Below are 20,454 nucleotides of genomic sequence, written 5' to 3'. Positions count from 1 at the left end.
ACCCGCCGGCCCGGCTCCGCGTAAGCTTTGGCCGACCGAGTAGCCCGTTGCCGCCAGCAGCAGCACCGCCAGCGTCCAGCGCAGGGCGCTGCCCGCCGTCATGGCCACACAGTCACAACTGCTCGTCGTGGTGGATCCGTTCGCCGAGCTGCCGCAACGGCTCCCCGCTGCCGCTCCACTGCTGGGCGATGAACTCTGCCGCGATGGACACCGCCGTTTCCTCCGGGGTGCGGGCGCCCAGGTCCAGGCCGACAGGGCTGTGAAGCCTGGACAACTCGGCCTCAGTCAGTCCCGTCTGCCGAAGCCGTGCCATCCTGTCCTCGTGCGTGCGCCGGGATCCCATGGCGCCGACAAAGGCCACGGGGCTGCCGCGCAGGGCCACCTCAAGGACGGGGATGTCGAACTTCGGGTCGTGGGTCAGGACGCAGAGCACAGCCCTGGAATCCAGCAGGCCTTGGGCAAACTGCTCGCTCAGGTACCGGTGTGGCCACGCGTTGACCACCTCGGCGGCTTCGGGGAATCGCGCCGGCGTCGCGAATACGGACCGCGCATCACAGACGGTCACCCGGTAGCCCAGGAACGCGCCCAGCCGCGCCAGCGCCGCGGCGAAGTCAATGGCGCCGAAGACGAGCATGCGCGGCGGCGGCGCATAGCTGGCAAAGAAGACGCGCATGCCGGTGTCCAGCCGCTCGCCGTCCACGCCGTAGTTCAGGATGCCCGTCCGGCCGGCGGCGAGAAGACCCTGGGTGTCGTCGCCGACGGCGCGGTTGGTCCGGTCCGAGCCCAGGTCACCCTCGCAATTTTCCGGCCTGACAACCAGGTGCCGCCCCACGCGGCCGGCATCCGGGTGTTCGATGATCGTGGCGACGCCCACGCGGCGCCCGGCGGTGATGTCCTGCGCGACGGCGTCGAGTTCGGCAAAGCGGCGCCGGGAAACAGGTTCGACGAAGATGTCGATGATTCCACCGCAGGTCAGGCCCACGGCAAAGGCATCGTCATCGCTGATCCCGTAGCGCACCAGGGTCGGCTCGCCGTCGTCCTTGACCTGGGTGGCGAGCTCGTACACGGCCCCCTCGACGCAGCCGCCGGAGACGGATCCCACGGCCTCGCCGCTGGCCGTCACCAGCATCGCCGCCCCCGGGAGCCGGGGCGCAGATCTGAATGTGCTCACGACGGTGGCCAGGCCTGCCGTGGCACCGCTTCGCCAGTCGGGCAACATCGCCGCCAGGACATCACGCATCGGTGCTCTCCTCAGAGCCTGCCGCACAGCCGGAGCAGCCGGAACGCCGAACGCCGGCCGGCCCAGTACGCGATGCACGCCACGATGGCGATAACGCCCAGAACCTTCACCGGACTGGACAATTGCTCCGCCGCGATTGACTTGGCGAGGCTCAGCGCATCCAGGCTGCCGTCCGGCGCAGCCGCCGAGCCAGGCACAGGGACCGGTTCCGGCGCGGCCGCCGCCGAGACAGGCACAGGGATCGGTTCCGCCGCCGACGCGGGGACCCGAGCCGGGGTCGGTCCGGCAGGGGCTTCCTGCGCAGGGGGTGCTCCCTCAGTGAGCATGGCCTGCAGATTCTTCGCGAAGAGCGACATCATCTGCTCCGTGACGCTGCCAATCACCCCCTTGCCCATGGCCGCTGCCTTGCCGGACAGCGCCAGGTCTGCGCTGACGGAACCCCGTGTGGCCGCTCCGTCTTCGGCCAGCACCAGGGTGACGGTGGCCTCGGCGGTGCCTTGTCCGCGCGTCTCCTGGGCCTTGCCGCCAAGGACCGCACGATGTTCCGGGGCGTTTCGTTCAATGACGTTCAGCAGGCCCTTGTATTGCATCGTGACCGGGCCGAGCTTTACCGTCATGCCCACTTGGTAGGCGTCGTCCGAGAGCTTGTTCAGGATCCTGGCCCCCGGAAGGCAGCCGGCCACCCGTTCAAAGTCCATCAGCGTGTCCCACACCTGGCTTATCGGTGCGACCACCGAGAACGTGCTGTCAATGTGCATGGGCTGGTTCCTTGCCTCTCGCTCGTTCGTGCGTGTCCCGTGAAGGCGGCCCCTCGCCGCGAATGGCGGCAGCCACCTGCGCCAAGGCCCTGTAGCTGTGGCCGCTGACGAAGGCGTCGCAGTAGGGCAGGGCCGCCGCCATGCCGCCCACGAGGGGCCGGTACTGCGGGGCTGCCTTGCGCGGATTCACCCAGATGATCCGGTGGGCGAGCCGGCGCAGGCGGGCCATCTGCGCCGCGACCTGTTCCGGATCCTCGTAGGCCCAGCCGTCCGAAAACACCACCACCACAGCGCCCCGCGCCAGTCCGCGGCGGCCGTGCTCGTCGACGAAGCGCCGGAGGCATTCGGCGATCCGGGTTCCGCCGGCCCAGTCCGGCGCGGAGACAGCGGCGCGGGCCAGGGCCTGGTCCGGATCACGCAGGGCCAGTTGCCGTGTCAGCCTGGTCAGCCTGGTGGAGAAGACAAAGGCTTCCGCCCCGGCCCGGGTCACGGCGCCCTGCAGGAAGGATACGAAGACCCGGGAGTAGGGTTCCATCGATCCCGAAACATCGCAGAGCAACACCAGTTTGCGGCGCTGCTCGCGCCGGCGGGCATACAGCAGCAGCGGGGCGTCGGTCCCGGACCGGCGGGCGGCACGCACTGTCGCCCGGACGTCCAGGCTCGCCGTGCTGTGGGCCGACGTGCGCGTGCGCCGGCTCAGCCGCAGCGGCGTCGCGGGCTGCAGCGCCGCCGCCAGCCGCCGTACCTCCGCTACTTCCTCGGCGGAAAGCTCGGCAAAGGATGTCACCTGCAGGTGTTCGTCCGCGGAAACCATGGCAAGGACGGCCTCCCGGTCCGTGCGGCCGTCCTCCGCGGAGCCGTCCCGGCCGGGGAAGGCCGGGCGCGGCCGCTGCGGCGTGCCGGGGGCCGGGCCCGGCGTCTGGCTCCCTGGCGCTGCGGGCCTGGTCCGGAGCGCCGGTGCGGGCGGCGCCGCTGCCGCGCCGGGCACGCTGCCCGGATGGGCGGGGRCGGCGTTCCCGCGGAACACGGCCGCAAAGACGGCATCGAACACGGGCACCTGTTCGCGGGCGGACACGAGCACCACGCGGCAGGTCCAGTAGAGCTGCTCAAGCCGGGCCGGGGGGATCAGGTGGAGCGCCTCAGCCAGCCGCGCCGCCCGGTCCGGCGAGGTGGCCAGGCCGGCACTCCGGATGGCCGTGACGAACGCGGCGGACAAGGCGGCCGCCTCGACCAGTGGCGGCTGCGGCGGCTGATCGGTGGCACTGTTGTTTTGCGCGGGGCCGTTGTCTTCAGCCATCGGTGCCGTCCACGAGCCAGGCCGCGCCGCGGGAGCCGACGAGTTCGAGGTCATCGCGGTTCTTGACGATGGAGCCCCACGTCTGCTCGGTGGTGCCGGGGTCGATCCGCTCCACCCCCAGCACAGCCAGGGCCGAGACCCAGTCGATTGCCTCGGAGATCCCGGGCGGCTTGGCGAGGTCCAGGGTGCGCAGCCGGGTGATGACGGCAGCGGCCTGGAGGGCCAGCGGGCCGCTGCTGGCAGGAACCCGGCGGCGCACGATCTCGGCGATCCGGGCGGGTCCCGGGTAGTCGATCCAGTGATACAGGCAGCGGCGGGTCAGGGCGTCGTGAAGGTCCCGGGTCCGGTTGGAGGTCAGGATCACAATGGGGGGATGGGTGGCGCGGATTGTGCCCAGCTCCGGGATGGTGACGGCGGATTCGGCCAGCAGTTCAAAAGTGAAGGCCTCGAATTCGGCGTCGGCGCGGTCGATCTCGTCCAGGAGCAGCACGGCAGGCCGCGGGCCGGGATGTTCCAGCGCCTGCAGGAGCGGGCGCCGCAGCAGGTACTGGGAGGCAAACAGGTCCGTTTCCGTGACCTCGGTGTCGCGGACTTCGGCCAGCCGGATGCCGAGCAGCTGGCGCTGGTGGTTCCACTCATAGAGGGCCTCACCGGCGTCGATTCCCTCGTAGCACTGCAGCCGGTACAGCGGGGTGTCGAGGAGCTCGGCCAGCGCCTTCGCGGCCTCCGTCTTCCCGACCCCCGCCTCGCCCTCGAGCAGGATGGGCTGCGGCAGACGGACAGCCAGGAACAGCGCCGTCGCCAGTCCGACGTCAGCCAGGTAGTTGGTCCGGTCCAGCGCGGCCATCAGCGATCCGACATCCGGGACCCGGCGCCGCACGTCCTCCTCCGCGCCGGCCCGCGCCGCCGCCGTCATAGGGCCCCCAGCAGCCCGGCAAGGAGACGCCGGTAGTCGTCTTCGGTGTCGACGTCCGGGGGGACGGGGCCGGATGTACGGACCTCGACGACGTCGTCCGCCCGCTGTGCCAGGAGCTTCCAAACGGCTTTGTCCCCGTGCAGGGCGGCCAGGTCCGGCAGCAGGCGCCGGGCAAACGCCATCGGGTGGCCCACGCCGTCGTCGTAGCGGCACACCGCGATGCCGGCAGCGCGCGCAGAAGTGGGCTGCAGGGCGCCAAGCACGGCCCGGACGCTCGCGGCCCGGACACCGGGCTGATCGCCGAGCAGCAGGACGACGGCGCTGGTGTCCGGATGGAGGACGGCGAGCGCCGTGGCGATCGAGGACGCGCACCCTTCGCCGAAGTCCGGGTTGAGCACCACATCGCAGCCGCTGGTGTCCACGGTGCGCTCCACCTCGGCCGCTGCGCCGCCCAGGGCCAGCACCGTCTGGCCGAAGGCGCAGTCCCGGGCAGTCGCCAGGACGGCATCGAGCAGCACGCCCCCGCCGTAGGGCAGCAACTGCTTCGGCAGGCCCAGGCGCCGGGAACCGCCCGCGGCCAGGATGATGCCGGCGGTCCGGGGTCCGGGGCTTCCTGCCGCCCGCAACGGGTCAGGTCGTAACGGCATAGCGTTCCGGATCTTTGCGGAAGGCGGCCCGGCAGCCGGGCGAGCAGAAGTAGACGGCGGCCCCTTCGTGAACCAGGTGCAGGGACGATTCGAGGGCCGGGACGGACATGCCGCACACCGGGTCGACCGCGCTCGCCGGCCCCGATGGTGCGGGCTCGGATGGCGCGGGCTCCGATGGTACGGGCTCCGTGCCGAAGCTCGTGGCCGCCGCGGCAGCGGACGATGCAAGGGGCGGGGCGGCGCGCCGCGCCCTGGACCGTTCACCGACCAGCTGGGCGAGGATGGACAAGGCAATCTCCCCGGGGGTCCGGGCGCCCAGCTGCAGCCCGGCCGGTGTGAAAACCCGCCGCCGCAGGGCGTCGTCGACGTCGAGGGATTCCAGGACGGCGGCGCCGCGGGTTCGACTGGCCACGAGGGCAACGTAGGGGACGCCGGCCCGCAGGGCCGCTTCCAGGGCGCGCTCTTCCGCTTTTCCGTGCGAGGCGACAATCAAGGCCGCGTCATCCCCGCGGGGATCGGCGGATTCGCCGTCCGTCAGTTCGACTTCGAGGCCGACGCCGGAGCCGAGCGTTTCCAGGGCCTGCGCCACCGGCGTCGTGCCCACCACCACGACCCGGGGCGCCGGAATCCGCGGCTGGAGGAAGATCTCGATCGCCCCGCCGCTTAGGCACGGGTTGGTGACCTCGACGGCGCCTTCCTCCGCGGTGCGGGACGGTTCTCCGGGCAGCACCCGCAGCAGGAGGGGTTCCTGGGAGGCCAGGACCTGCCGGCTGTACTCGCGCACCGACTCCTCCACGCAGTTTCCGCCCACAAAGCCGTGGATCTCTCCGCTGGGCAGCACCAGGGCGGTGTCCCCGGCGTGGGCGCTCGTCGGATGCTGGGCGCGGACCACCGTGGCATGGACGAACGGCTCGCGGCGGCTGGCAAGTTCATCGGCCCTGGCGGCCAGGGATCCTGCGGTGGAGGCCATCAGATCGGCGGCCGGGCCCGGCCCTGCATGGCAGCCCAGACGCGGGCCGGGGTGCAGGGCATGTCCATATGCGTGACGCCGAACGGCGCCAGGGCATCGACGACGGCGTTGACGATCGCCGGCGGTGAGCCGACTGTGGCGGACTCGCCGATGCCCTTCGCCCCGATCGGGTGGTGCGGGGAGGGCGTGACAGTGAATCCGGTTTCCCAGTCCGGCACCTCCATGGCCGTGGGGATCAGGTAGTCCATGAAGGACCCGGCGAGGCAGTTGCCGTCCTCGTCGAACTCGATGATCTCCATCAGGGCCATGCCCACACCGTCCGTCAGCCCGCCATGCACCTGGCCTTCGATGATCATCGGGTTGATCCTCGTGCCGCAGTCATCCACCGCGATGAAGCGCCGCACTTTGACCTGCCCGGTGCCGGGATCGATGTCGACGACGCAGATGTAGGCGCCGAACGGGAAGGTCAGGTTCGGCGGGTCGTAGGTGACCTCGGCGTCGAGGTTTCCGTCCACGCCCTCAGGCAAGGCAATGGTGCCGTGGGCGCCCATGGCGATCTCGGCCATGGTCTTGCCGACGCTCGGGTCGCCTTTGACGAACCAGCGGCCCTTTTCCCATTCGAGGTCCTCGGGGCGGGTCTCCAGCATCGCCCCGGCGATCAGTTTCGCCTTCTCGCGCACCTTCCGGGCTACAAGGGCCACGGCGCCGCCGCTGACCGGCGTCGAACGGCTGCCGTACGTGCCCAACCCGAACGGGGTCTGGTCGGTGTCCCCGTGCACCACCTCGATGTCCTCCGGCGGGATGCCGAGTTCTTCCGCCACGATCTGGGCGAAGGTGGTCTCGTGGCCCTGGCCCTGGCTCTGCACCGAGATGCGCACCACGGCCTTGCCCGTGGGGTGGACGCGCAGTTCGGCGCCGTCGGCCATGCCGAGGCCGACAATGTCGAAGTGTTTCCTGGGCCCGGCTCCGACGACTTCCGTGAAGAAGGAAACCCCGATGCCCATGAGTTCCCCGCGTTCGCGTTTCTCGGCCTGCTCGCGGCGGAGGTCCTCGTATCCGGCGAGCTGCATCGAGAGGCGCATGGCGGCCTCGTAGTTGCCCGAGTCGTAGACCCAGCCGGTCTTGTTGGCATAGGGGAATTGTTCCGGCTTGATGAAGTTCTTGAGCCGCAGCTCCGCCGGGTCCATGTCCAGCTTGCGGGCCAGGATGTCGACCATCCGCTCCACGAGGTACACGGCCTCGGTGACCCGGAACGAGCACGCGTACGCGACCCCGCCGGGCGCCTTGTTGGTATAGACGCCGGTGACGGAGCAGTGGGCGGCCGCGAGGTCGTAGCTGCCGGTGAAGATGGAGAAGAATCCGGCCGGGTTCTTGGTGGGCTGGGCGGTGGCGTTGAACGCGCCGTGGTCGGCCAGCACGTGGGTGCGCAGGGCGAGGATCTTGCCGTCCCTGGTCGCCGCGATTTCGCCCTGCATGATGTAGTCCCGGGCGAACGAGGTCGACATCAGGTTTTCGGAGCGGTCCTCCACCCATTTGACCGGGCGGCCGGAGACGATCGAACCGACGACGGCGAGGATGTAGCCGGGATAGATCCCGACCTTGTTGCCGAAACCGCCGCCAATATCGGGGGAGACGATCCGAATCTTGTGCTCGGGGATGCCGGCGACGATCGCGAACAGGGTCCGGTGCGCGTGCGGTGCCTGGGTGGTCTCGTAGAGCGTCAGCTTGCCGTTGACGGCGTCGAAATCGGCGACGGCGCCGCACGTCTCCATCGGGGCGGGGTGGACCCGCGGGTAGACGACCTCCTGGCTGACCACAACATCCGCGGCGGCGAACACCGCATCCGTTTCGGCCTTGTCGCCCATCTCCCAGTCGAAGATCCGGTTGTCCGTCCGGCCCTCGATCTCATCGCGGATCACCGGGGCGTCCGCGTCCAGTGCCTTGCGGGCGTCCACCAGCGGGGGAAGGACATCGTATTCGACGTCGATCAGCTCCAGGGCGTCCCGGGCGGCGTAACGGTCCTCGGCCACGACAAACGCGACTTCCTGCCCCTGGAACCGGACTTTGTCGGTCACCAGCACGGCCTGGACATCCGCCGACAGCGTCGGCGCCCACGCGAGCTTCAGGCCCAGCAGGTCCTTGCCGGTGATGACTGCGACCACTTTCGGATGCGCGAGGGCGTTAGTGGTGTCGATGGACACGAGCCGGGCGTGCGCCACCGGAGCCCGCAGGATGGCGCCGTGCAGCATTCCCGGCAACACGATGTCATCCAGGTAGTGGCCCTTGCCGCGCACGAAGCGCGGGTCTTCCTTCCGCTGGATGCGGCCATAGCCGATCGGGCGGTCCTCGTCGCCGGCGGCCGGGTTTGACTGCCGGTCACGGATGACGGTCATGCCTTCACCTCCGTGTCTTCTGTCTCCGCCGCGACATCCGGGACGGCGGTGTCGGCGGTGTCCGTGTCGGCCAGGCCGGAGCCGGCCGGATGGGCGGCGGCCCACTGCACCGAGCGGACAATCGTGGCGTAGCCCGTGCACCGGCAGATCTGCCCGGAAATGGCCTGCCGGATCTCGGCGTCGTCCGGGTGCGGATTCCTATCCAGCAGCGCGCGGGCCGTGAGCATCATCCCCGGGGTGCAGAAGCCACACTGCAGCCCGTGCTCTTCCATGAAACCCTGCTGGACGGGGTCGAGGGTGCCGCCGCTGGCCAGCCCCTCGACGGTGCGGATGTCGTGCCCCGCGGCCATGGCGGCCAGGACGGTGCAGGACTTCACGGGCTGTCCGTCCATCAGGACCACGCACGTCCCGCAGTTGCTTGTGTCGCACCCCCAGTGCGTACCGGTGAGGCCCAGGACCTCGCGGATGTAGTGGACCAGGAGCACCCGGGGCTCAATCTCGCTCGTGACGTCGGTGCCGTTCACGGTCATGCTGATCTGCATCGGCTTCAGCCTTCCTGCATCTGGGCGGCGCGGGCACAGGCCCGCCGCAGTACCCGTTGGGTGAGCTCATCGGCGAGATGCCGCTTGTAGTCGACCGGGCCGCGCTGGTCAGCCACCGGATCGCAGGCCTCCGCTGCCAGCCTGCCCGCCTCGGCGAACAGCGCCTCGACCGGATGCAGGCCGCGGAGCACCGCGGCGGGCCCGGTCAGGGGGTGGTCGATGCCCAGGGCGGTGAGCCCGACGGCGGCGTCATCGACAGTGCCGTCCGCGGCGAGCGTGACGGCGGCACCGGCGGCACCGACTGCCCAGTCTCCGACCCGGCGTTCGACCTTTTCATAGGCACTGCCCGACCGGGGACGGATGCCGAACCTGAGTTCGCAGAGCAGTTCATCGTGCCCGACCGCGGTTTCATAGGGGCCGCGGTGGAACTCGGACATGGACAGGATGCGCTCGCCGCCTGGTCCGCGGATCACGGCCTCGGCGCCCAGGACCCCGCAAACCGTGGAGAGGTCCTCGGCCGGGTCGGCCTGGCAGAGCGAGCCGCCAATGGTGCCGCGGTTGCGGACCACGGGGTCGGCGATCACCTGCTCGGCGTCCCGCACGATGGGGAACATCCCGGCCACCTCGTCCGACTCGAGCAGGGTGGTGTGGCGCGTCAGGGCGCCGACCCTTAGTTTGTTGCCGTCACGGAGGATGAAATCGAGCTCGTACAAGTCATTGATGTCGATCAGCCATTCGGGCCGGGAGAGGCGGAGCTTCATCATCGGCAGGAGGCTATGCCCCCCGGCCACCACCCGCGATTCGGGTCCGTACCGGGCAAGGAGTTCCAGGGCGTTCTCCACCGTAGTGGCGCGCACGTAGTCAAATGGAGCCGGAATCTGCATAGTCCCTACCTCACTCCGAAAGGCCGGCGGCGTGGAGCAGCGGCTGCCTGGCGCCGGATTGACGTCAGTCTTGCCGCGGCCTGGCGGGGCTGTCAATATCGTCATAAGCGAAAGGTTATGAAGCCGTGGCGATGACATTGGGACAGTTGCGGACGTTCGCCCTGGTGGCCAAGCTGGGTTCCCTCCATGCGGCCGCCGTCCAACTCGGAGTCAGCGAACCGGCAGTATCGACGGCGCTCGCCGCACTCAGGCAGGATCTGGGCGACCCGCTCTTCGTGCGCGCCCATGGCGGGATTGCGCTGACTCCCGGCGGCCGGGCGCTCGCCGAACATGCCCAGGACATCGTGGGACTGGCGGACCGGGCCCGGTGGGAGGTGGCACATGCCCAGACCGAGACCGGGCGGCTGAAAATCGTGGCGACGGCGCCGTTTGCCGAGCACGCGGCGGGGCGCCTCCTGGACCTTTTCACCCGCCGGGTTCCCGGGGCTTCCGTCGATGTGGTGGTGGAGGAAGCCGAGGACATCGCCTCGCTGATGCTCGAACGCGTCTATGACATCGCTTTGGGGGCCAGGCCCGCCGTCCGCAACGGCTCCCTTGCCAACGGCACTGGCGACGTCGGCATCGACTCCGTCCCGTTCCTGCGGTACCAGCGGATCGTCGTGGCGGCCGCCGGACATCCGGTCGCCGCCCTCCACGGGCCGGTCGCGCCGGCCGAACTGGTGCGCAGACCCTGGTTTGCCGGGCCCGCCGGCATCCAGGCGGCCAGCGAGGAGGGCCGCTGGCTGGCCGCCCAGTCGGTGGCGCCGGAGATCGTCCGGTTGAGCAGCGAAACGGAGGCCCTGGCCGCAGTCAGGGCCGGAGAGGGAACCATGCTGGCGCTGGGGCATATTGTCCGGGCTGAAATCCGCAGCGGTTCCCTGGTCCGTGTGCCGGTAGCCGGAACGCCGATCTCCGGACTCTGGTGGGCCAGTACCCTGGACCGCGGCCGGGCCACCACCATGGCGCGGACCCTCCAACGGTTTGCCGGCACCGCCGACGCCACCGCGGCCATGGTCGCCCCCGGCGGTTCCCGAGGGCTGGAACGGCGGGGATCCAAGTTCCACGTGGCGCTCTGGAGCTGAGGGGCCGCCGACGTGCCGCCTGCCGCCGTGCCGCTGTGTCGCGTTGCGCAAGGCCGGGGCGGGTGCTACCCCTTGAGGGTTAGACGATCCATCCACCCTGCGAGAAGGAGTAGCAATGACGTTGTCCCGAGACGAAGACAGCTCGCTGCGGCATTGGAGCAGCCGGCTGATCCAGGCGCTGCAGATCCTCGACCTGGAAGTCGACCACGAAAAGATCGTCCAGGTGGCAGAGGAATCGGTCAAAGCCGTCGGGCCGCATGCGGACGCCATCAGTGCGTTCATCGTGGGCTACGCGGCGGGTACTGCGTCCACCAAGGGCCGCAAGGGCACGCAGGAGGCCGTGCACGCCGCGTCGAACAAGGTCATCGAGCTCTGCGAACATGGCGAGTCGGGCGGCCCGGACGAGAAAGGCTGGGCCAAGAGGGCCCAGTAGCACGGCCCGCGAGCACCCTGGAAGCACGCGGGACCTGATGCACAGGGATCACGCCATGCGCGCGGTCCGCAGCCACTGGACATGCTCCGCGGTGGGGCGCAGGGACGGGCATGTTGGTGTTATGTCCACTCGCCGGGGCCGGGGCGGGGCATGTCCGGTGGTGCGGACTGGCCCGGCCCCGGCTGGCGGGTGCCTAGGGTGAGTCCACCCGGGCAGGGGCTGTTGCCGCGCCGACGAGCGTCTGGTCCAGGCTCGGCTCGAGCCGGACGATGACTGCCTTCGAGACTGGCGTGTTGCTGCCTTCGGCCGTGTGGTTCAGCGGCACCAGCACGTTGGCTTCGGGGTAGTAGGCAGCAGCGCAACCGCGTGCCGTGGGGTACGACACCACACGGAACTTGCGCACCACGCGTTCCTCACCGTCGTCGTATACGCCGCGGACGTCCACGTACTGCCCGTCCGCAAGGCCGAGCTCGGCGATGTCGTCAGGGTTCACGAACACCACATGGCGGCCCTTCTTGATGCCACGGTAGCGGTCGTTGTGCGAGTAGATGGTGGTGTTGAACTGGTCGTGGGAGCGCATGCTCTGCAGGATCAGGGTTCCCTCCGGCCGTTCGACAAGTTCAAGATCATTGACTGTCAGCACGGCCTTGCCGGTGGGCGTGGGGAAGGTGCGGGAGTCGCGGGGACCGTGGGCGAGGATAAACCCGCCTTCCTGCCGGATCCGCTGGTTGTAGTCCGTGCAGCCGCCCACCACGCGCGAAATGTGGTCCCGGATGAGGTCGTAGTTCTTCTCATAGCCGTCCCAATCGGCCCTGATCTTGTCGCCCACCAGGAGTTTGCCCAGCCGGCTCACGATGGCCGGCTCAGAGAGCAGATGGTGGGACACCGGCTCGACGCTGCCCCAGGACGGGTGCACGGCGCAGACGGTGTCCTCCACCGACACGAATTGGGGACCGGATTCCTGGATATCGATCTCGGTCCGGCCCATCGTGGGGAGAATCAGGGCCTCTCGGCCCGTCACAGCGTGCGAGCGGTTCAGCTTGGTCGAGATCTGCACCGTCATCTCCGTGTTTTGCATCGCAGCCTCGGCGGCGTTCGTGTCCGAGATGGCACCCACCAGGTTGCCGCCCAGGGCGACGAATACCTTGATCTCGCCCGCGCGCATCTTGTTGATGGTCTCGACGGCGTCCGCGCCGTGTTCGCGGGGCGGCTCGAAGTCGAACTCCTCGCCGAGGGCCTCCATGAAGGACTGCGGCATCTGCTCCCAGATGCCCATGGTCCGGTCGCCCTGCACATTGCTGTGCCCGCGGATGGGCGAGGCGCCGGCGCCCGGCTTGCCGATATTGCCGCGCAGCAGCAGGAGGTTGATGATCTCCTTGATGGTGGCAACACCCTTCTTCTGCTGCGTGATGCCCATGGCCCAGGTGATGATGACTTTCTCGGCCTTGAGATAGCGGGCGGCCAGCTCGTCGATGTCCTCGCTGCGCAGGCCCGTGGCCTCAAGCACTGTGCCTTCATCCAGCCCGGCGAGATGTTCCTTGAGCTCATCGAGCCCCTCGCAGTGTTCGGCCAGGAAGGCGTGGTCCAGGACTGTCCCGGGGTTCTTGGCCTCGGCGTCGAGCACGCGCTTGGACACGGCCTGCAGCAGCGCCATGTCGCCGCCGATCCGGATCTGGAGGAACTGGTCTGCAATCTGGACGCCGTGACCGACGACCCCGTTGACCTGCTGCGGGTTCTTGTACCGGCGCAGGCCTGCTTCGGGGAGCGGGTTGACGGCCACGATCTCGCCGCCGTTGCGCTTGCACGCCTCAAGTTCGGTCATCATCCGGGGGTGGTTGGTGCCGGGGTTCTGGCCCATGATGATGATCAGGTCGGCTTTGGCGTAGTCGTCGACGCTGACCGTCGCCTTGCCGATGCCGATGGTCTGGCCCATGGCCCAGCCGGAGGATTCGTGGCACATATTGGAACAGTCCGGCAGGTTGTTGGTGCCGTAGCCGCGGACCATGAGCTGGTAAAGGAAGGCAGCCTCGTTCGAGGTCCGGCCGCTCGTGTAGAACGCCGCCTGGTCGGGGGAGTCCAGGCCCTTGAGCTTGTCGGCCACGAGCCGGAGCGCCTCGTCCCAGCTGACCGCCTTGTAGTGGTCCTCGCCGGCGGCCTTGTACACCGGTTCGGTCAGGCGGCCCTGCATGCCAAGCCAGTACTCGGTCTGGCTGCGCAGGTCGCTGACGGCATTCTCGGCCCAGAAAGTTTCGGGAACCACCACCGGGGTCGCTTCCCAGGTCACCGCTTTGGCCCCGTTCTCGCAGAACTCGAATGCCTTGCGGTGGTGGGGATCCGGCCACGCGCAACTCGGACAGTCGAAGCCGTCCTTCTGGTTCATCGCCATGACTGTCTTGCGGGTCCGGTTCAGTCCCATCTGTTCGATGGCCGGCTTCATGGAGTGGTACACGCCCGGGACGCCGGCGGCCCAGCTTTTCGGCCCGTCCCCGACGACGAGATCCTTTTCGGACGGTTCCTCGATATGAGGAGTCTTGCGAGTCACGTGAACTTCCCTTCTGCAACCACCACCCGGATTGGCGGCGTGCTGATCTGCCACTCTGCACCTTACCGTCAGGCCTATCAGCTTGATCGGAGCGCCGCAAGCAATTGCCCTGGCCGGGGCAGGCTACCGGCCGGCCACGAGTGTGTCCCGGATCTCGCGGCGCAGGACCTTGCCGATCAGCGAACGCGGCAGCTCATCCACCACGGCAACGCGGCGCGGCACCTTGTAGGCGGCCAGGTTCTCCCGGGCAAACGCCAGCAGCGCCTCCGGGTCCAGCCCGGAGCCCGCGGACTGGACGACGGCGGCAACCACGTCTTCGCCGCCGCCCGGGCGGGGCAGTCCCACCACACACACGTCCCGGACACCGGGGCACCCGGAGAGGACATCTTCAACTTCCGTGGGGGAGACGTTGAAGCCCCCCGTGATGATCAGTTCCTTGATCCGGTCCCGGACGGTCACGAAATCATCCTTATCTACCGAGACGATGTCACCGGTCCGGAACCAGCCGCCCTCCAGCAACGCCTCCTCGGTCTCCTTCGGCCGGTTCCAGTAGCCGGCAAAGACCTGCGGGCCGCGGACCAGGAGCTCGCCCTCCTCTCCCGGGGCACGGTCCAGGAGAACGTTCCGCGGGTCCACCACACGAATGTCCGTCAGGGGAAACGGGACCCCCACGGTTCCCGGTTTCCGGCTGGGACCGAAGGGGTTGCCCAGGGCTATCGGCGAGGTTTCCGTCAGCCCGTAGCCCTCGATCAGGTAGCCCCCGGTCGCCTTCTCCCACGTGTCCACCGTCGCCGTCGGTAGGTTCATCGCCCCCGAGATGGAAAAGCGGATGCTGTCCAGCGCGATACCGCGCTCGGCGGCTGCGGCGGCGATGCGGTCGTAGATCGGCGGCACCGCCGGCAGGAATGTGGCAGGCGACTTCCTGTGCGCCTTCAACACAAGGTCGACGTCGAACTTAGGGAACAGCACCAGTTTCGCGCCGATGCTCAGGGCAAACGTCATGCACAGCGTCAGTCCGTAGGCGTGGAACATGGGCAGCACGGCGTACACGGTTTCCCGGCCGTCCTTGAGTCCCGGCACCCAGGCGCGGCCCTGCGCGGCATTGGCCTGCAGATTGGCATGGGTCAGCATGGCGCCTTTGGGCCGGCCCGTGGTGCCGCTGGTGTATTGGATGACGGCCAGGTCAGTGGCGGCCGGGCGCGGATGCTTTTTCTTCAGGTCGCCTGCGCCAAGGAGGTCTTTCCACGCCAGCACGGTCCGGCGCGCTGGCTGCGCCACGGGCCGGGGCGTGTGCTTGCCGGCGGTCAAGGCGGCGCGGGCGGCGCGGGCCGCCGGCACGGGGAGCCGCAGCGCGACCCGTTGCAGCAGCGGCATCGCCGGAATCAGCTCAACGGAGACGATGCTCTGCAGCCCGACGTCGGCCGGCAGTTGGCGGACCTTGTCCACGGCCTTGTCCCACACAATGGCGACGGTGGCACCATGGTCCTCGAACTGGTGGCGCAGCTCTCGGTCCGTATATAAGGGGTTGTGTTCGACGACCACGGCGCCCAGGCGCAGTGCCGCGTGGAACGCGATGATGTGTTGCGGGCAGTTCGGCAGGACCAGCGCCACCCGGTCACCGGCCCGGACGCCGAGCTTCCTCAGGCCCGCGGCCGCCTTGTTGATGGCGGTGCCGAGGTCCCGGTAGCTGGTACGCGCCCCGAAGAATTCCAGGGCGGTCTTCTTCCCGTAGCGCCGGACGGATGAGTCCATCAGGTCGACGAGGGACCCTTCCGGGAGCTTGAGGCAGGCGGGAACCCCGGGGCTGTAGTGGCGGGTCCAGGGGCGGGCGGGAGGCTTGGGCCCTCCGGATTTGGTGCTCATGGTGTGTCCTTGCCACTGGGCTGCGCTGTGCTGGGCGGTGCCGGGCTGCCGGCCTCGGGCCCGGCCGGGCCCGTCAAGAAATCCTACCGGGGGGCGGCCCCGCCTGGACGCGTGCCGCAGAGGCCCCGGCGGCGGCCGGCGCCGGCCCGGAGGTGACTTTTGGCCCTTGGCACCCGGCAGGCCCGGGCGGAAGCTGGGGCGTACACCGCGAGCCGCGGGTCCGCGCACTTCTCTGGGGTCGTTCAGGACACAGGTTCACGCTGGTCACAGGTTTGCGCAGGTCACAGGTCCGCGCGCCATCAACGCGCAATTTACGCAAGAAGAAGGTCCACGGGGGCGCCATGAAGCACCAGCAGCCGAGCCTGAACTTCCTTGGTGCCACCGACACCGTGACCGGTTCACGCTACCTGATCGACGCCGGCGGCGGGCGCGTGCTGGTGGACTGCGGACTCTTCCAGGGCTATAAGCGCAGCCGCGAGCGCAACCGGGCGCCCTTTCCGGTGCCGCCGCGATCCATCGACGCCGTGGTGCTGACCCACGCGCACCTGGACCACACCGGATATGTCCCTGCTCTGGTCAGAGACGGGTTCGGCGGCCCCGTGTACGCCACGGCCGGCACCACAGACCTATGCAAACTCATCCTGCCGGACAGCGGCCACCTGCAGGAGGAGGAGGCCCGGTACGCCTCGCAGCGGGGGTCATCCGCGCATGATCCCGCCCTGCCCCTCTACACGGCTGCGGACGCCGTCGCGTCCCTCAACAGATTCAAAATCGTCGAGTTTGATGTTCCCCTTGACCTTGGCGGTGGCATGGAGTTGACGTTCGTGCCGGCCGGGCACATCCTGGGGGCCGCCCAGGTGCACGTCCGGGTTGGCTCCCAGTCCGTGCACTTCACCGGGGACCTGGGCCGGGCCGATGACCCGTTCATGTATCCGCCCCGTCCGCTCGGCGAAACCGGCATCCTGGTGACCGAATCAACCTACGGCAACCGGAAACACTCCACGGAGGATCCGGAGAAGCTGCTGGGAGAGATCATCAACCGCGTCGCGAAACGCGGAGGGGTCATCATGTTTGCCGCGTTCGCCGTCGGCCGGGCCGAAACGCTGATGCTGTACATCTCCCGGCTCGTGCGCAAGGGCGCGATTCCTCGCATCCCGGTCTACCTCAACAGCCCCATGGCCATCGACGCCTCCGAAATGTACCAGCGCCACCCCGAAGAACACCGGCTCAAGCGGGAGGAGTACGTGGACATGTACAAACTGGCCAAACTCACCCGCACCGTGGACGAATCCAAGTTGCTGAACCTGCGCGGCGGCCCCATGATCATCATCTCGGCCAGCGGCATGCTGACGGGCGGACGGATCCTGCACCACGTCGCGGCGTACGGCCCCGACCCGAAAAACGCCATCATCCTCAGCGGCTACCAGGCCAGCGGCACGCGGGGGGCCACCCTTGCTGCCGGCGAACGCGAGTTGCGCATCTACGGGGAGGACGTCAAGGTGCGGGCCGAGGTTATCCAGATGGAAAGCCTGTCCGCGCACGCCGACGGCGACGCTATCATCGCGTGGATGAGGACGGCAGAAGCAGCGCCCCGCATGACCTACATCACGCACGGTGACCCGGACGCGTCGGACGCCCTGCGTGTCAGGATCAAACGCGAACTCGGCTGGCGGGCCAGGGTGCCCGAATACCTGGAGACGATCGACATCGAGGATCCGCGATGAACCCCGAGGCCGTCACACGGTCCACCGTGTTGAAAGAGGTCCACGATCTCGCCCGGCCGCTGAAAACCGATCGGGACCTCAGCGGCCTCGTGAGGCGCGCGGCCGACTGCCGTTTTGTAGCCATCGGCGAGGCCTCCCACGGCACCCACGAGTTCTACACCTGGCGCGACACCCTCAGCAGGCGGCTCATCGCGGAGGAAGGCTACAACTGGATTGGGGTGGAAGGGGACTGGCCCGACTGCTGGCGCATCAACCGCTGGGTCCGCGGCCAGGAGGGGAAGGACCAGGGCGTCCACGCACTGCTGGCCGGCTTCGAACGCTGGCCAACCTGGATGTGGGCCAACGAGGAAGTCGCGGCGTTCCTGGACTGGCTGCGCAGCTGGAACCTGGCCAGGCCGCTGGACAAACGTGTCGGCTTCTACGGACTGGATGTCTACTCGCTCTGGGATTCGCTGCGCGAAATCATCGGCTGGCTGCAGGCCAACGTTCCCGACGCCGTCCCCGCGGCGGAGCGCGCCTGGCAGTGCTTCCTGCCCCACCACGAGGACCCGCACCAGTACGCCTGGAGCACGCGGCTGGTGCCGCAGTCCTGCGAGCCCGACGTCGTGGCCCTCCTGACCGAGGTCAGGAACCGGGCCTTCAGCCCCGGCCGGCATGAGGAGGACGCCTTCGACGCCGTCCAGAACGCTGAAGTCGCGGCCAACGCCGAGCACTACTACCGCATCATGGTCCGCGGCGACAGGCAGTCCTGGAACGTCCGCGACCACCATATGGCCGACACCATCGACCGGGTCAGCAGGCACCTCGGGCCGGCGTCGAAGGGACTGATCTGGGAACACAACACACACATCGGCGATGCCCGGGCCACCGACATGGCACAGGACGGCCTGGTCAACGTCGGGCAGCTGCTGCGCGAACGCCACGCGGGCGAAGGCGTGCTGCTGGTCGGCTTCGCAGCCCACCGCGGCTCCGTGCTCGCCTCCGACGGGTGGGGCCGCCCCGAACGCATCCTGACGGTGCCGGAAGCGCGCCCGGGCAGCCACGAAGACTTCCTGCATCAGGCCCTGGGGGTGCCCTCAGTGCTGGTGTTCGGCGATGACCGGACCGGGCCGTGGCTCTCGACACGGCTCGGACACCGGGCGATCGGCGTCGTCTACCACCCGGAACGGGACGCCGGAAACTACGTTCCGACCCGGATGGGGGAACGCTACGACGCACTCATCTGGCTGGAACACACCGCAGCGCTGCGTCCGGTGCACCATGAAGGCCCGCCCCGCGAACCGGAGTTCGAGACCGAGCCCACCGGATTCTAGGCCGGTGTGCATTCCAGGAAAGCAGGAATCAGCATGAGCAAAGCAATCATCGTCGGCATCAACGGGTCCGCAGGCAGCAACGCCGCCCTGGCCTGGGCCCTTGACCGGGCCGCCCGGGACAAGCTCCCGGTCACGGTCGTCCACGCGGTGGACGACCGCTGGATGTCACCGGACTTTCAGTACCACGAGATCATCCGGGAATCGGGGATGGAACTGCTTCGGGACGCTGAGACGGCCGCCCGTGAACAGGCCCCGGACGTCACTGTGGACATCCAGCTCCGTCATGGCAGCGGCGGCTCGGTGCTCCGGGAAGTCTCCAAGGAGGCAGCCATGATCGTGGTTGGCGGCCATGACAAACATTGGATGGGCGGCGGTCCCATGACGGACCGGGCCCTGCAGATTGTCTCGGCCTCGGAATGCCCGGTAGCCGTCGTGCCGGCGAAACCGGCCACCGGGGCAAAGGGCGTCGTGGTCGGCGTGGACGGCTCCGAGGAGTCGCTGCAGGCCGTCGCCTTCGCGGCCGCCGAAGCTGATCGGGGTGGAGACGAGCTCACCGTGGTCCTCGCGTTCAAGAGCCCTGCCCGGTGGGTCGAGAAGCAGCTGCCGACCAGTGGTCTCGCCGAGAGCATCGTCGAAGAGGACCGGATTGTTCTCGCCGAGTCGGTCGCCGGGCTCGGCGACAAATACCCCGACCTGGTGGTCCATCAGCGCCTTGAGACGAACACCGAACCGGCCAAGGCCCTCGTGGATATCGCCGCCGACGCCAGGGAGTTGGTGATCGGAAGTCGCGGACGTGGCGGGTTCTCCCGGACAGTGCTCGGCTCCACGGCGCACGCTGTGCTCCTGAACGTGCCGTGCCCCACCATCGTCACGAAGGTGCATAAGGTCAAGCACGGGGACTGACCGCCCGGCAAGCACCCCGTTGCCGGCAAGGTCCCGGAACGGGCCGGAGAGGCCCCTTTTGGAGGGGGCTTTCCGGCGCCGCCAACGGATGGGAGGATGATGCCGTGGACCCCTTCTTCAATTTCATCACGCACTTTTGGTGGCTCGTCTTTCCCCTGAGCGGACTGGCCGGCGGGTGGGCGCGGTCCTGGTCCAAAGCCGCCGAACGCCGGCACCGCCGCCGCGTGGAGCTTTACACGCTCAAGAACCAGGCGGCGCAGGCAGAGCAGGCCAGCCAGACCGATGTGCTGGCCCTCATGAAGGCGCACGACACTGTCAACAAGCGCTGGCTGGATTACGAACTCGACGTGGGGAAGCTGATCGACTACCCGGTCATGACGGATGTCCGGGAGCCCCTCACCGTGGCCTTCCTCCGGGCCAAACGCGAGGCCGACGGGCTGCGCCCCGCCGCCCCGGCGGAAGTCAGGACCGCCGCGCGGCTCGCGGAGTACCGGGCGGCCGTGACCAGCTTTGAGCTCGCATTCGACGTCGCCGAACGGGAAGCCAAACGGATCAGGGACAGCAAGTTCACCGGTCCCGAACGCCAGCGGCTCGAGACAGCCCGGAAACTTCTGCGGATCGCATCGGACGCGGCCGCAACTCCCGCCGAGCGGCAGACGGCCTACCGCCGCGCCCGCCGGGAACTCGACGGGCTCATCGTGCTGCCCGAGGCGACGCTCGCGGCGCTGGAGGACAGGATCGCTTCGATGCTTGGCGCGGGCCCGGCGCCTGACGTCCGCCGGGCCGTCTGAGCTGGGCCTTTTCCAGTGGAGCCGGGCGGTGCCAGCTGTGACCGGCATCGCACCGCCGCGGTGAAGGCCCGTGCCGCACAGGAGGACTAAATTTAGGGACTTCTGGCATGTTTTGCC

Annotated in this window: 17 protein-coding genes; 6 read left to right on the top strand and 11 right to left on the bottom strand. The window is 68.8% G+C overall.

Annotation, left to right across the window (positions count from 1 at the left end):
- Positions 1–112 precede the first annotated feature (112 nt).
- From AC1DZV_RS01860 to AC1DZV_RS01820, 9 genes are read right to left on the bottom strand one after another with little or no spacing between them, the layout of a single operon-like run.
- Positions 113–1,240: an XdhC family protein gene (locus AC1DZV_RS01860; RefSeq protein ID WP_476952788.1), complete on the bottom strand. Its 1,128-nt coding sequence runs from the start codon at positions 1,238–1,240 to the stop codon at positions 113–115.
- An 11-nt stretch (positions 1,241–1,251) separates the two neighbouring features.
- Positions 1,252–1,998: an SRPBCC family protein gene (locus AC1DZV_RS01855; protein ID WP_476952787.1), complete on the bottom strand. Its 747-nt coding sequence runs from the start codon at positions 1,996–1,998 to the stop codon at positions 1,252–1,254.
- Entirely contained in the window at positions 1,988–3,295 is a 1,308-nt protein-coding gene (locus tag AC1DZV_RS01850; RefSeq protein WP_476952786.1) for a vWA domain-containing protein, read from the bottom strand. Before AC1DZV_RS01850 ends, AC1DZV_RS01855 begins: the two co-directional genes overlap by 11 nt.
- Complete coding sequence (locus AC1DZV_RS01845) at positions 3,288–4,211, bottom strand: AAA family ATPase (protein WP_476949672.1); 924 nt, start codon at positions 4,209–4,211, stop codon at positions 3,288–3,290. The genes AC1DZV_RS01850 and AC1DZV_RS01845 overlap by 8 nt, the downstream gene beginning before the upstream one ends.
- Positions 4,208–4,858: a nucleotidyltransferase family protein gene (locus tag AC1DZV_RS01840; RefSeq protein WP_476949671.1), complete on the bottom strand. Its 651-nt coding sequence runs from the start codon at positions 4,856–4,858 to the stop codon at positions 4,208–4,210. The genes AC1DZV_RS01845 and AC1DZV_RS01840 overlap by 4 nt, the downstream gene beginning before the upstream one ends.
- Entirely contained in the window at positions 4,842–5,828 is a 987-nt protein-coding gene (locus AC1DZV_RS01835; RefSeq protein ID WP_476949670.1) for an XdhC family protein, read from the bottom strand. The genes AC1DZV_RS01840 and AC1DZV_RS01835 overlap by 17 nt, the downstream gene beginning before the upstream one ends.
- A complete protein-coding gene (locus AC1DZV_RS01830) occupies positions 5,828–8,221 on the bottom strand; it encodes an aerobic carbon-monoxide dehydrogenase large subunit (protein WP_476952785.1) in 2,394 nt (797 codons plus the stop codon). The genes AC1DZV_RS01835 and AC1DZV_RS01830 overlap by 1 nt, the downstream gene beginning before the upstream one ends.
- Positions 8,218–8,763, bottom strand: coding sequence for a (2Fe-2S)-binding protein (locus AC1DZV_RS01825; RefSeq protein ID WP_476949669.1), 546 nt, complete (start codon positions 8,761–8,763; stop codon positions 8,218–8,220). Before AC1DZV_RS01825 ends, AC1DZV_RS01830 begins: the two co-directional genes overlap by 4 nt.
- A gap of 5 nt (positions 8,764–8,768) precedes the next feature.
- Complete coding sequence (locus AC1DZV_RS01820; protein WP_476952784.1) at positions 8,769–9,647, bottom strand: FAD binding domain-containing protein; 879 nt, start codon at positions 9,645–9,647, stop codon at positions 8,769–8,771.
- A 131-nt stretch (positions 9,648–9,778) separates the two neighbouring features.
- Here AC1DZV_RS01820 and AC1DZV_RS01815 point away from each other — a divergent pair, with 131 nt between their 5' ends.
- Both AC1DZV_RS01815 and AC1DZV_RS01810 read left to right on the top strand, forming a co-directional pair.
- Complete coding sequence (locus tag AC1DZV_RS01815; RefSeq protein ID WP_476949771.1) at positions 9,779–10,768, top strand: LysR family transcriptional regulator; 990 nt, start codon at positions 9,779–9,781, stop codon at positions 10,766–10,768.
- 115 nt (positions 10,769–10,883) lie between these two features.
- A complete protein-coding gene (locus tag AC1DZV_RS01810) occupies positions 10,884–11,201 on the top strand; it encodes a DUF6457 domain-containing protein (RefSeq protein ID WP_028276814.1) in 318 nt (105 codons plus the stop codon).
- Positions 11,202–11,394: 193 nt separating this feature from the next.
- On the opposite strand, the gene AC1DZV_RS01805 is transcribed toward AC1DZV_RS01810, so the two are convergent.
- On the bottom strand, positions 11,395–13,743 hold the full coding sequence (locus AC1DZV_RS01805) for an FdhF/YdeP family oxidoreductase (protein WP_476952783.1): 2,349 nt from the start codon (positions 13,741–13,743) through the stop codon (positions 11,395–11,397).
- Between the two features lie 123 nt (positions 13,744–13,866).
- The gene (locus AC1DZV_RS01800; protein WP_476949666.1) at positions 13,867–15,606 is read right to left on the bottom strand and encodes a long-chain-fatty-acid--CoA ligase; all 1,740 of its coding nucleotides are present in this window, start codon (positions 15,604–15,606) and stop codon (positions 13,867–13,869) included.
- Positions 15,607–15,947: 341 nt separating this feature from the next.
- On the opposite strand from AC1DZV_RS01800, the gene AC1DZV_RS01795 reads away from it, so the two are divergent.
- The 4 genes from AC1DZV_RS01795 to AC1DZV_RS01780 all read left to right on the top strand — a co-directional run bounded on the left by AC1DZV_RS01795 (position 15,948) and on the right by AC1DZV_RS01780 (position 20,337).
- Positions 15,948–17,330 carry an MBL fold metallo-hydrolase gene (locus AC1DZV_RS01795; protein ID WP_476949665.1) on the top strand — a complete coding sequence of 461 codons (1,383 nt, stop codon included), beginning with the start codon at positions 15,948–15,950 and terminating at the stop codon, positions 17,328–17,330.
- A complete protein-coding gene (locus tag AC1DZV_RS01790) occupies positions 17,327–18,643 on the top strand; it encodes an erythromycin esterase family protein (RefSeq protein ID WP_476949664.1) in 1,317 nt (438 codons plus the stop codon). The genes AC1DZV_RS01795 and AC1DZV_RS01790 overlap by 4 nt, the downstream gene beginning before the upstream one ends.
- A 33-nt stretch (positions 18,644–18,676) precedes the next feature.
- The gene (locus AC1DZV_RS01785) at positions 18,677–19,546 is read left to right on the top strand and encodes a universal stress protein (RefSeq protein ID WP_476949663.1); all 870 of its coding nucleotides are present in this window, start codon (positions 18,677–18,679) and stop codon (positions 19,544–19,546) included.
- 104 nt (positions 19,547–19,650) lie between these two features.
- The gene (locus tag AC1DZV_RS01780; protein WP_476949662.1) at positions 19,651–20,337 is read left to right on the top strand and encodes a hypothetical protein; all 687 of its coding nucleotides are present in this window, start codon (positions 19,651–19,653) and stop codon (positions 20,335–20,337) included.
- Positions 20,338–20,454: the final 117 nt, after the last annotated feature.

Source organism: Arthrobacter sp. P1_D12, from assembly GCF_056406175.1.
Note: the sequence above shows the minus strand (reverse complement) of the source record. Positions and strands in the feature narration are given on the sequence as shown.

What these genes read in the sequence shown, in the direction of transcription:
- AC1DZV_RS01835 (WP_476949670.1), bottom strand. Translation starts at nt 5,828, where the DNA reads ATGGCCTCCACCGCAGGATCCCTGGCCGCCAGGGCCGATGAACTTGCC.
- AC1DZV_RS01820 (WP_476952784.1), bottom strand. Translation starts at nt 9,647, where the DNA reads ATGCAGATTCCGGCTCCATTTGACTACGTGCGCGCCACTACGGTGGAG.
- AC1DZV_RS01855 (WP_476952787.1), bottom strand. Translation starts at nt 1,998, where the DNA reads ATGCACATTGACAGCACGTTCTCGGTGGTCGCACCGATAAGCCAGGTG.
- AC1DZV_RS01795 (WP_476949665.1), top strand. Translation starts at nt 15,948, where the DNA reads ATGAAGCACCAGCAGCCGAGCCTGAACTTCCTTGGTGCCACCGACACC.
- AC1DZV_RS01860 (WP_476952788.1), bottom strand. Translation starts at nt 1,240, where the DNA reads ATGCGTGATGTCCTGGCGGCGATGTTGCCCGACTGGCGAAGCGGTGCC.
- AC1DZV_RS01800 (WP_476949666.1), bottom strand. Translation starts at nt 15,606, where the DNA reads ATGAGCACCAAATCCGGAGGGCCCAAGCCTCCCGCCCGCCCCTGGACC.
- AC1DZV_RS01840 (WP_476949671.1), bottom strand. Translation starts at nt 4,858, where the DNA reads ATGCCGTTACGACCTGACCCGTTGCGGGCGGCAGGAAGCCCCGGACCC.
- AC1DZV_RS01830 (WP_476952785.1), bottom strand. Translation starts at nt 8,221, where the DNA reads ATGACCGTCATCCGTGACCGGCAGTCAAACCCGGCCGCCGGCGACGAG.
- AC1DZV_RS01785 (WP_476949663.1), top strand. Translation starts at nt 18,677, where the DNA reads ATGAGCAAAGCAATCATCGTCGGCATCAACGGGTCCGCAGGCAGCAAC.
- AC1DZV_RS01845 (WP_476949672.1), bottom strand. Translation starts at nt 4,211, where the DNA reads ATGACGGCGGCGGCGCGGGCCGGCGCGGAGGAGGACGTGCGGCGCCGG.
- AC1DZV_RS01790 (WP_476949664.1), top strand. Translation starts at nt 17,327, where the DNA reads ATGAACCCCGAGGCCGTCACACGGTCCACCGTGTTGAAAGAGGTCCAC.
- AC1DZV_RS01825 (WP_476949669.1), bottom strand. Translation starts at nt 8,763, where the DNA reads ATGCAGATCAGCATGACCGTGAACGGCACCGACGTCACGAGCGAGATT.
- AC1DZV_RS01815 (WP_476949771.1), top strand. Translation starts at nt 9,779, where the DNA reads ATGACATTGGGACAGTTGCGGACGTTCGCCCTGGTGGCCAAGCTGGGT.
- AC1DZV_RS01810 (WP_028276814.1), top strand. Translation starts at nt 10,884, where the DNA reads ATGACGTTGTCCCGAGACGAAGACAGCTCGCTGCGGCATTGGAGCAGC.